Origin of the sequence: Phenylobacterium sp., assembly GCF_020253645.1 — a bacterium.
Classification (GTDB): domain Bacteria; phylum Pseudomonadota; class Alphaproteobacteria; order Caulobacterales; family Caulobacteraceae; genus Phenylobacterium.
Genome location: NZ_JADCBG010000181.1, coordinates 1 through 8,825 on the forward strand (window position 1 = coordinate 1; position 8,825 = coordinate 8,825).

Annotated in this window: 9 protein-coding genes and 1 tRNA gene; 7 read left to right on the top strand and 3 right to left on the bottom strand. The window is 68.4% G+C overall.

Going from position 1 to position 8,825, the window contains the following annotated elements; translation table 11 throughout:
* The coding region (locus tag INE98_RS11965; RefSeq protein WP_293539161.1) for a TonB-dependent receptor at nucleotides 1-885 on the bottom strand (885 nt) is incomplete at its 3' end.
* Between the two features lie 319 nt (nucleotides 886-1,204).
* Here INE98_RS11965 and INE98_RS11970 point away from each other — a divergent pair.
* Together INE98_RS11970 and INE98_RS11975 are read left to right on the top strand one after the other, a co-directional pair.
* On the top strand, nucleotides 1,205-1,882 hold the full coding sequence (locus INE98_RS11970) for a hypothetical protein (protein WP_293539162.1): 678 nt from the start codon (nucleotides 1,205-1,207) through the stop codon (nucleotides 1,880-1,882).
* Nucleotides 1,879-2,382, top strand: coding sequence for a hypothetical protein (locus INE98_RS11975; protein WP_293539163.1), 504 nt, complete (start codon nucleotides 1,879-1,881; stop codon nucleotides 2,380-2,382). Before INE98_RS11970 ends, INE98_RS11975 begins: the two co-directional genes overlap by 4 nt.
* A 319-nt stretch (nucleotides 2,383-2,701) precedes the next feature.
* Here the strand turns inward: INE98_RS11975 and INE98_RS11980 are convergent.
* Nucleotides 2,702-2,776: transfer RNA gene (locus tag INE98_RS11980), tRNA-Val, on the bottom strand.
* Between the two features lie 94 nt (nucleotides 2,777-2,870).
* Nucleotides 2,871-3,566 carry a phosphoglycolate phosphatase gene (gene gph, locus INE98_RS11985; protein ID WP_293539164.1) on the bottom strand — a complete coding sequence of 232 codons (696 nt, stop codon included), beginning with the start codon at nucleotides 3,564-3,566 and terminating at the stop codon, nucleotides 2,871-2,873.
* Between the two features lie 101 nt (nucleotides 3,567-3,667).
* On the opposite strand from gph, the gene glmU reads away from it, so the two are divergent.
* From glmU to INE98_RS12010, 5 genes are all read left to right on the top strand, one after another.
* Nucleotides 3,668-5,035 carry a bifunctional UDP-N-acetylglucosamine diphosphorylase/glucosamine-1-phosphate N-acetyltransferase GlmU gene (glmU, locus tag INE98_RS11990; RefSeq protein ID WP_293539165.1) on the top strand — a complete coding sequence of 456 codons (1,368 nt, stop codon included), beginning with the start codon at nucleotides 3,668-3,670 and terminating at the stop codon, nucleotides 5,033-5,035.
* A complete protein-coding gene (gene rpiA / locus INE98_RS11995; RefSeq protein WP_293539166.1) occupies nucleotides 5,032-5,715 on the top strand; it encodes a ribose-5-phosphate isomerase RpiA in 684 nt (227 codons plus the stop codon). Before glmU ends, rpiA begins: the two co-directional genes overlap by 4 nt.
* A 138-nt stretch (nucleotides 5,716-5,853) precedes the next feature.
* Nucleotides 5,854-7,224 carry a glutathione-disulfide reductase gene (gene gor / locus INE98_RS12000; RefSeq protein WP_293539167.1) on the top strand — a complete coding sequence of 457 codons (1,371 nt, stop codon included), beginning with the start codon at nucleotides 5,854-5,856 and terminating at the stop codon, nucleotides 7,222-7,224.
* Nucleotides 7,221-8,417 carry an O-antigen ligase gene (locus INE98_RS12005; protein WP_293539168.1) on the top strand — a complete coding sequence of 399 codons (1,197 nt, stop codon included), beginning with the start codon at nucleotides 7,221-7,223 and terminating at the stop codon, nucleotides 8,415-8,417. The genes gor and INE98_RS12005 overlap by 4 nt, the downstream gene beginning before the upstream one ends.
* A gap of 37 nt (nucleotides 8,418-8,454) precedes the next feature.
* Nucleotides 8,455-8,825: 3-deoxy-7-phosphoheptulonate synthase (locus INE98_RS12010; protein WP_293539169.1), on the top strand; the 371-nt coding region annotated here is incomplete at its 3' end.

Genomic DNA, 8,825 nt, shown 5'->3' on the forward strand with positions numbered 1-8,825 from the left:
GTCCGCCGTCTTGGCCCGTTCCGGCTGGACCTTCACCAGCGGGGCGAGCGCCGGGGAGTTAGGCGATTTGCTCAGCAGCTGGACATAGTACGGGGAGGTGCCATCGTAGGCTTCGTCGAAGTCGAACCGGGCCTCGAAGTCGTCCCGCGGCGACCAGCGAACGCCCACGTGCACGCCGGCCCTGTCCACCAGGTTGAAGTCCGACTGGCCCTCCATAGGGTTGTCGGTCGTACCGTCCCGTTTGCTGATGATCCCGTCGATCTTGACGGAAAGTCCGTTCCACTCGGGCAGGTCCAGGTGGGTCTGCGAGCTGTAGCCGTTGAAGTTTCTCACGCCGAAGGTCTGGCGCAGGCCCAGTTCGCCGGTCGGCTTGCGGGTGACGATGCTTACGGCGCCGCCCGTGGAGTTTCTTCCGAACAGGGCTCCCTGAGGTCCCTTGAGCACCTCGATGCGCTCGATGTCGTAGAGGGCCGCGCCGAGGCCCTGCGAGCGGCCGAGGTAGACCCCATCGATATAGACCCCGACACCCGCATCCCGGCTCGGTTGATTGGCGTCAAAGGGGACGATGCCGCGGATGCCGACGGTGAGCGCGGAGGTGCGGGAAAAGAAGGGCGCGATCCGAAGCGACGGAATGCCGGTCGTCAGGTCCGCGAGGCTCTGGATCCGCCGGTCCGCCATCTGCTCCGCGCCCAACACCGAGGCGGCCACAGGGGTCTTCTGAAGGTTGGTCTCCCGCTTCTCAGCGGTGACGATGACCTCCGAGAGCATGCCCTCGTCTGTTGCATCCTCGGCGAGTGCAGGCAGGGCGAATGCCCCCAGCGCCATGGCGGCTGCGCCTGCGAGCAGGATGGGGCGACGGGCGTTCGGGAGTCGGTGAAGTGACATGGAGCCTCCGGTAGGCCCCTTGCCTGCCTCTCAGACATGTCGCTCGAGTGTCAGTTCCGTTCCTGTCGGGTGACGATCCGGCGACAGTTGCGTGACGGCGCCTGAAGACCGCCTTTGCTTCACTCCACCCGCTGATGCAGCAGGTGGTGGGCGGGCGAGTGGTGGTGTGCGCAGTCCTGACGTCAAAGATCTCCCAATAGCGAGAATTGTTCTCCGTTTGTTCTTGACTATCCGGTGGGTTCGTAGCATGGTTTGACTCGCGCCGCCGCGGCTTGGCCGGTCGCGAGCGCTGCAATCACAACATGGCGAAGGATGCTCGATGGCGCAGATGCCGAAAGGAGAGCCGCGTTCCGTTCCGGACCCGGCAGGTGAACGCTACGATGAGATGATCAGGCAAGAACGGTTGAAACGAGAGCGCGCTGAAGCCGCAGTCGCTCGACCACCAGTGAGCTCGGTCGGCCATCCTGGATTCGCCGAGTCTCTGATTCCGGTTTGGGGGTCGGGCCGAGAGGCCGTGGCCGATTTCCAGGAGGGGGACTATGCGGGCGCGGCCCTGAACGGAGCGCTCGCCGCCTCTGATCTGTTTCTCGCCGGCTCGATCGTTAAGGGTGCTGCAAAAGGCGGTGTCTACATCGCGCGGAATGCAGCCAGCAAGGCGCCATACTCCTGGAAGAGGGAGGTCCGGCCCTGGATGGGCAAGCAGGGCTATCTGAAGAAGGGCCAGCACGGACACCACTGGGCCATTCCGCAAAACGGCTGGGGCAAGAGCGTGCCCGAATGGGTCAAGAACCAGCCGTTGAACATCAAGGCCATGCCCGAGGGGCCCGCGGGCGCTGAGATGCATGGGCGACTGACGGGTTCCTACAAGGGAAAGCCAAAGTTCAACGCGGTCGAACGGTACGTCCACGGCACACCGACCTGGTCCAAGGTGAGTACGGGCGCCGCTGTCGGTCATCCAGCCGGAGCGGCCAAGGCTCAGTCGGACAAGCGCCGGTGAGCCTGACCTTTCCCGCCCTGGCTTTTCGCCGCGACGTCGGTCGGTATTCCGAGGCGGGACGTGAAAAGGTGGACTATTTTCTCACCCCTGAGGATTTTTCCACCTGCACGTCATGGGACCTGCAGCATGGATCGCGGGTAGGCATGGTGTTGGTCGGGCCCGACCTGCAGTGCTGGAAGGTCGTCAGCGTCATCGACCAAGGCGTTGTCGGACCATTCTGGGGCCGACTGCTCCGCTTCCTCGTCCAGCAGAGCGTTCACCGGATCGATCAGCAGGTCGAGGCGCTCGAACCGATGACGTTGGAACAGGTGAAGGACCGCGTGGCCGCGTCGATCCAGGCCAATCCAGACGATTGGCGCGACGATGAGGCGATCGCCGGCGAAGCCGGTCCGCCTCGGGAGGAACAAGAGCTCCTGGATGAACTGGAGGCTTCGGTCCGCGCCGCCGCGTCGCTGCCGCAGATTATCAACGCATTTTCCTCGGAACAGCTTGAGGGCTGAAACGGCTTCGGCGCTTCCAACCCGGAGCGCGCACCCAGTTCGGGTCCTCCGAAGGCGCCCGCCGAGTGACCCGCACGACTTCTGAGGCGAGGCGGCTTGCGCACCAAGCAAGCCGTGTGCGCCTGTACGCTTCAATCTGTGGCGTAGCGATGCGGCTCAATACGAAGGCGGAGATCTTTCGCCAGCGCCTGATGAGACCATTCGGCTCGAACGGCGGTTCTCGGAGAGCCGAGCGCAGGGGTACATAGCCACCTAACCGACGGACTTCTTGAAGAAATTCGCGGGAAGGGAATTCAAGCCGGTTTAGCGGCGGAAGGAATGGTGGATGCGACAGGGATCGAACCTGTGACCCCCTCGGTGTGAACGAGGTGCTCTACCGCTGAGCTACGCATCCGCCGGAAGGGTTGCGGCTATAGCCTGCCCGCCTGTGCGCCGCAAGCCAGCCCTGCCGGGCCGCCGGCGCCCCGACCGGGGTGAGAGGCCCGGGATCACCGCAGCGGAAGAAGCTCCAGGCAGGCCGGGACCAGTTCGTCGAAATGGTCGATCAGCCGGTCGGGGCCCAGTTCCCGGACCGGGACCTCCGTGTAACCGAAGCTGACCAGGACCAGCGGCGTTCCCGCCGCCCGCGCGGCGCCGGCGTCGGTTCCCGCGTCCCCCACCATCAGGGCGCGGCGCAGGTCGCCGCCCGCCGCCTGCACGGCCAGCTCCAGGTGCCGCGGGTCGGGCTTGGGGGCCGGAGCGAGGTCCGCGCCGATCACCGCGTCGAAGTGGCGGGATAGGTCCAGGGCATCCAGGATGGGAAGGGATAGCCGGGTCAGCTTGTTGGTGCAGACGGCCAGCCTGGCGCCCGCAGCCCGCAGGGCCTCGAGGCTCTCGGGCACGCCCGGGAAGGGCCGGGTCAGGTCCGCGCTGCGCAGGTTGTAGTGGGCGATGAACCGCTCAAAGAGGGCCTCCAGATCCGCCCCCTCCACCGCCAGGCCCTGGGCCTCGAAACCGCGCTGGATAAGCCGGCGCGCGCCGTGCCCGATCAGGCTGCGTCCCTGGTCGAAGGGCAGGGGCGCGATCCCTTCCTCCCCGAGCAGGTGGTTGAGCGTACCCACAAGGTCAGGGGCCGAATCCACCAGGGTGCCGTCGAGGTCGAAGGCGATGACGGCGCCGGCCAGGGGCTGTGCTGCAGACGGCATGGACGCTCCTGCGAAGAAGGTCCCGGGAAGGGGACCCCACTGGCGGTTTCGGCGAAAGCCGCCATGATTGCAATCTCGCCTGCGATTCCGGGGTTTCCGCCATGACCGCCCGCGCCGCCGTGATCCTCGCCGCCGGGCAGGGGACCCGGATGAAGTCTCCCATCCCCAAGATGCTGCACCGCGTCGGGGGGCGCACCCTGCTCGACAGGGTGATCGACACTGTCCTGGAGACCGGTTGCGAGCGGGTCGTGGTGGTCGTCGGGACGCACAGCCCGGAGGTCCGCCGGCTTGTCGAGGTGCGGCTCGGTCCCGCCGCCGTCGCGGTGCAGGACCCGCCGCTGGGCACGGGTCACGCCGTCCTCGCGGCAGGGCCCGCCCTGGCGGACTTCGACGGCGACGTGATGGTGGTCAATGGCGACTGCCCTCTGCTCCAGCCTGTCGACCTCGATCCTCTCTTCAGTCTTCGCTCGTCGGGGACCGACCTCGGCCTGCTCGGCTTCAGGCCCGCCGACCCCCTGCTTTACGGGCGGATCATCGCCGCGTCCGACGGCCATGTTCTGCGCATCGTCGAGGCGCGGGACGCCACGCCGGAGGAGCTGTCTGTGCGGGCCTGCTACGCCGGCATGCTGTGCGCGGACCGGACACGTCTCTTCGGCTGGCTCTCGCGCCTGACCAATGCGAACGCCAAAGGCGAGTATTACCTGACCGAGGCCATCGCCATCGCCGCCGCCGATGGCGCGCTGGTGCGGGCGCACTACGCCCCCGAGAGCGCCGTCATGGGCGCCGACACGCCGGTCCAGCTGGCCCAGGCCGAGGCTATCTTCCAGAACAGGCGGCGGGCGCACTTCCTCGCCGAGGGGGTCGTCATGCCGGCGCCCGACACCGTGCACTTCTCCTGGGACACGAAGATCGAACCCGGCGTCCAGATCGAGCCTTATGTAGTCTTCGCCCCCGGGGTCTCCATCGCGAGCGGGGCGGTGATCCGGGCCTTCAGCCACCTGGAAGGCGCCAGGGTCGGGCCGGGCGCCCTCATCGGTCCCTACGCTCGGCTTCGTCCGGGCGCGGACATCGGCGAGGACGTCCACATCGGCAACTTCGTCGAGGTCAAGAAGGTCCGCCTGGACAGGGGCGCCAAGGCCAATCACCTGGCCTACCTCGGCGACGGCACGGTGGGAGCGGGGGCCAACATCGGCGCCGGGACGATCTTCTGCAACTATGACGGCTTCGACAAGTACGAGACCCATGTCGGGCCCGGCGCCTTCATCGGCTCCAACACCGCCATCGTCGCCCCGCGATCCATCGGGGCTGGCGCCATCACGGGCTCGGGCTCGGTCATCGTCCGTGACGTGCCTGACGACGCCCTGGCCGTGGCCCGGGGCGAACAGAGCAACAAGGCTGGCTGGGCCGCGGCCTTCCGGGCCCGCAAGAGCGCCGAGAAGGCCGCGCGCAAGGGCAAGGCCGGCTCATGAGCGTCGAGGGTCAGAAGCGGGCCGCGGGCGAGGCCGCCGCCGCCCTTGTCCAGCCAGGCATGGTCGTGGGCCTGGGCACCGGCTCCACCGCCGCATGGTTCGTCCGCGCCCTTGCGGCGCGGAAGCTGGATATTGTCGGCGTCTCCACCTCCCGGGCCACCGCCGCCCTCGCGGGGGAGCTGGGAATCCGGGTGGCGGAGCTCGGCGAGACCGGCCCCATCGACCTGACCGTGGACGGCGCGGACGAGATCGGTCCGGCCCTGTCGCTGATCAAGGGCGGCGGCGCGGCCCTGCTGCGTGAAAAGCTGGTCTGGGAGGCCTCGCGTCGCTGCGTGGTCATCGCCGACGCCGGCAAGCGCGTCGCCCGCCTGGGCGCCTTTCCCCTGCCTGTGGAGGTGGTCGCCTTCGGGCACAGGACCACCTTCGACCGGATCTGCGACGCCCTGTCCGAATGCGACATCGGCGTCGCGCCGCGGCTGCGCGTGAAGGAGGGTGCGCCAGTCCTGACCGACGGCGGCAACGTGATCTACGACGTCGCCTGCGGCCGGATCGACGCCCCGGCTGCCCTTGCCGCGGCCCTGAAGTCGGTCACCGGCGTGGTCGACCATGGTCTCTTCCTGGATCTTGCGGACCTTGCGCTCCTGGCCACCGATGACGGGGTGACGGAGATCGAGCCTTAGGGTGCGCGCCTCCGCTGCGTACGGCGTCCCGGACCCCCTCAGGGCCTCGCTGCGGGGTCGGCGCCGGATGCGGCCGGCATTCAACAGCGGGCTGATATGCTCTAGGGTCGCGCCGCCTGCGTCCCGGGGAGCCAGACCATGAGCCAGTTCGACTACGACCTCTTCGTCATCGGCGCCGGGTCCGGCGGGGTCCGCGCCGGGCGCCTCGCTGCGGCCAGGGGCGCGAAGGTCGCCGTGGCCGAGGAATATCGCGTGGGCGGGACCTGCGTCATTCGCGGCTGCGTGCCCAAGAAGTTCATGGTCTACGCCTCGGAGTTCGCCCACTACGCCCACATCGCCGAGGGCTACGGCTGGTCTGCGTCCGGCGCGACCTTCGACTGGACCCGTTTTCGCGAGGCCAAAGACCGTGAGATCGCGCGCCTCTCGGGCCTTTATGTCGCCAACCTGACGCGCGCGGGCGCTCAGATCATCGAGGGACGGGCCGTCCTGACCGGACCCAACAGTCTTGAGGTCGCGGGTTACGGGCGGGTGACCGCGCAGCGCATCCTCATCGCCACCGGCGGCCGGCCCTGGAAGCCGCAGGACCTCCCTGGGGTGGAACTCGCGATCACCTCGGAGGAGGCGTTCGACCTGCCGGCCCTGCCGGAACGCATGGTCATCGTCGGCGGTGGTTTCATCGCAGTGGAGTTCGCCGGCATCTTCAACGGTCTGGGGGTCGACGTGACCCTTGTCTATCGTGGCGACCAGATTCTTCGGGGCTTTGACGAGGACATCCGCTCCCACCTGGCCGCCGAGATTCAGAGGCGGGGCGTCAAGCTCGTCCTGGGCGCACACCCGGTGGCGATCTCGGACCGGGAGGGCGACCTGCAGTGCCGACTTTCGGACGGCCAGGTCCTCCAGGCCGGCCAGATCATGCTCGCCACCGGCCGGAAGCCCCATACCGGCGGTCTCGGACTGGAGGCGGCGGGCGTCGGGACGGGTCCGAACGGCGCGATCAAGGTTGACGAATGGTCGAGGACTTCGGCCCCCGGCATCTGGGCCGTCGGCGATGTCACAGACCGGATCAACCTGACCCCTGTCGCCATTCGCGAGGGCGCGGCCTTCGCCCGCACCGAGTTCTATGACCAGCCGACGCGTTTCGACCACGAGGCCGTGGCCTCCGCCGTCTTCAGCCAGCCGCCCGTGGGGACGGTGGGCCTGACCGAGGCCGAGGCCCGGGCCGCCCTTCCCAACATCGACGTCTACCGGTCGCGGTTCCGGCCCATGAAGGAGACCTTCTATGGCGGCCAGGAGCAGGCCCTGGTCAAGCTGGTGGTGGACGCCGACAGCCAGAGGGTTCTGGGCTGCCACGTGGTCGGTCCGGACGCACCGGAAATCATCCAGATGGCCGCCGTTCCCCTGAAGCTCGGCGTCACCAAGGCCCAGTGGGACGCCGCATGCGCCGTCCATCCAACCCTCGCCGAGGAACTCGTGACCTTGAGCGAGCCCGTGCCCAGGCCCGCCGCTTGAACCCTGCCGCCCTGCGCCCGGGGGACCGCTGGATCGCCGGCGTTCTAGCCGGCCTCCTGATCCTGACCCCGCTTCTCGGCTGGGTGGGCGCCCTTGGATTTGCACCCGCCGTCGCCCTTGCGGGGCTCCTGACCCTGCCCTGGCTCCAGGTCCGCACCGCTGACCGGGCTCTGCTCCTCGCGCTTTTCACCGCCCTGGTCTGGGCCTGCGCCTCGGTCTTCTGGAGCCCCTGGCGAGCGCCGGATCTGGAGGGCCAGACCGGGCTCAAGCTCGTGCTAATGCTGACGCTCTACGGGGCGGCGATCAGCGCCGCCCGCTCTGTTCCTGAGGTTCGCCTGGCTGGTCTGCTGAGACTTCTGGTCGCCGGCGCTACGGGTCTGGCCTTGATCCTTCTGGCCGAGGCGGCGTCCGGAGCCGCTGGTTACAAGGCGATCCTGGGGTCATTGGGTCAGGCGGTCCGACCCGACCAAGCCGTGAAGAATGTCGCGCAGGGGCTTTACGTCCTGACGCTCCTGGCGCCCCTGGCCGTCGCCGCGACTACAGGATGGCGACGGGGACTGCTCGCCATTCTGCTGCTCGCAGGCGTGGCCGTTCCCGCTCATGTATTCGGCTATGATGCGCCAATCCTGGCCCTTGGACTGGGTGCAGTGGCCGCGGGCCTGGTCGGGGCGGCGCCGGTCCTTGGGCCCCGGATTCTGGCGGCCGCCGTTGCGGCCGGATTTCTGGTGGCGCCCTGGCTCCTCGCGGGCGTCTTCAGGATCGGCCTCGGCTCGCAACTGGCCGGCACGCTGTCGGAGTCGTGGCGGCTGCGGATCGGATACTGGGAGCGTTCGGTGGACTGGATCGCGGCGCGTCCCCTGACCGGCTGGGGGCTCGAAGCCAGTCGCGCCTTTGGACCCGGAATCCAGTTACACCCCCACAACGCCGCCTTGCAGGTCTGGATGGAGTTGGGGCTGATCGGCGCCGTCGCCGCCGCCCTGGTCTGGGCCACCGTCTTCAGCGGGCTTTCCCGACCGCGCCCCGGCGTCGCCGCAGCCTCCGCCAGCGCGGCGGCGACGGCTTACCTGACCTTCGGGGCCGTGAGCTTCGGGGTCTGGCAGGGGTGGTGGATGGCCCTCGGGGCCCTATGCGCCCTGGTCTCGATCCTGGTCCTGCGCGCCAGACCTATCGACCTTTCAGGCCATTCCGTATAGAAACCCGCGCCCGTCTCTGCGGGCGCGGAGTTACACCATGAGCCCTTACTGGAGCCCTTCCACCTGGCGGTCTCGTCCCGGCAAGCACATGCCTGAGGACTATCCGGACGCCGCCGCCGTCGCGTCTGTCGAGCAGATCCTGAGGGGTATGCCGCCCCTCGTTTTCGCCGGCGAGGCGCGTCGGCTGAAGTCTCTCCTCGCCGACGTGGAGGCCGGGCGCGCCTTTCTTCTGCAGGGCGGCGACTGCGCCGAGAGCTTCAAGGAATTCCACGCCGACAACATCCGCGACACCTTCCGCCTGATCCTGCAGATGGCGGTGGTCCTGACCTTCGCCGGGGGCAAGCCGGTGGTAAAGGTGGGGCGGATGGCGGGCCAGTTCGCCAAGCCCCGCTCCTCCGCCACCGAGAC

What these genes read in the sequence shown, in the direction of transcription:
- INE98_RS11970 (WP_293539162.1), top strand. Translation starts at nt 1,205, where the DNA reads ATGGCGCAGATGCCGAAAGGAGAGCCGCGTTCCGTTCCGGACCCGGCA.
- gph (WP_293539164.1), bottom strand. Translation starts at nt 3,566, where the DNA reads ATGCCGTCTGCAGCACAGCCCCTGGCCGGCGCCGTCATCGCCTTCGAC.
- glmU (WP_293539165.1), top strand. Translation starts at nt 3,668, where the DNA reads ATGACCGCCCGCGCCGCCGTGATCCTCGCCGCCGGGCAGGGGACCCGG.
- rpiA (WP_293539166.1), top strand. Translation starts at nt 5,032, where the DNA reads ATGAGCGTCGAGGGTCAGAAGCGGGCCGCGGGCGAGGCCGCCGCCGCC.
- gor (WP_293539167.1), top strand. Translation starts at nt 5,854, where the DNA reads ATGAGCCAGTTCGACTACGACCTCTTCGTCATCGGCGCCGGGTCCGGC.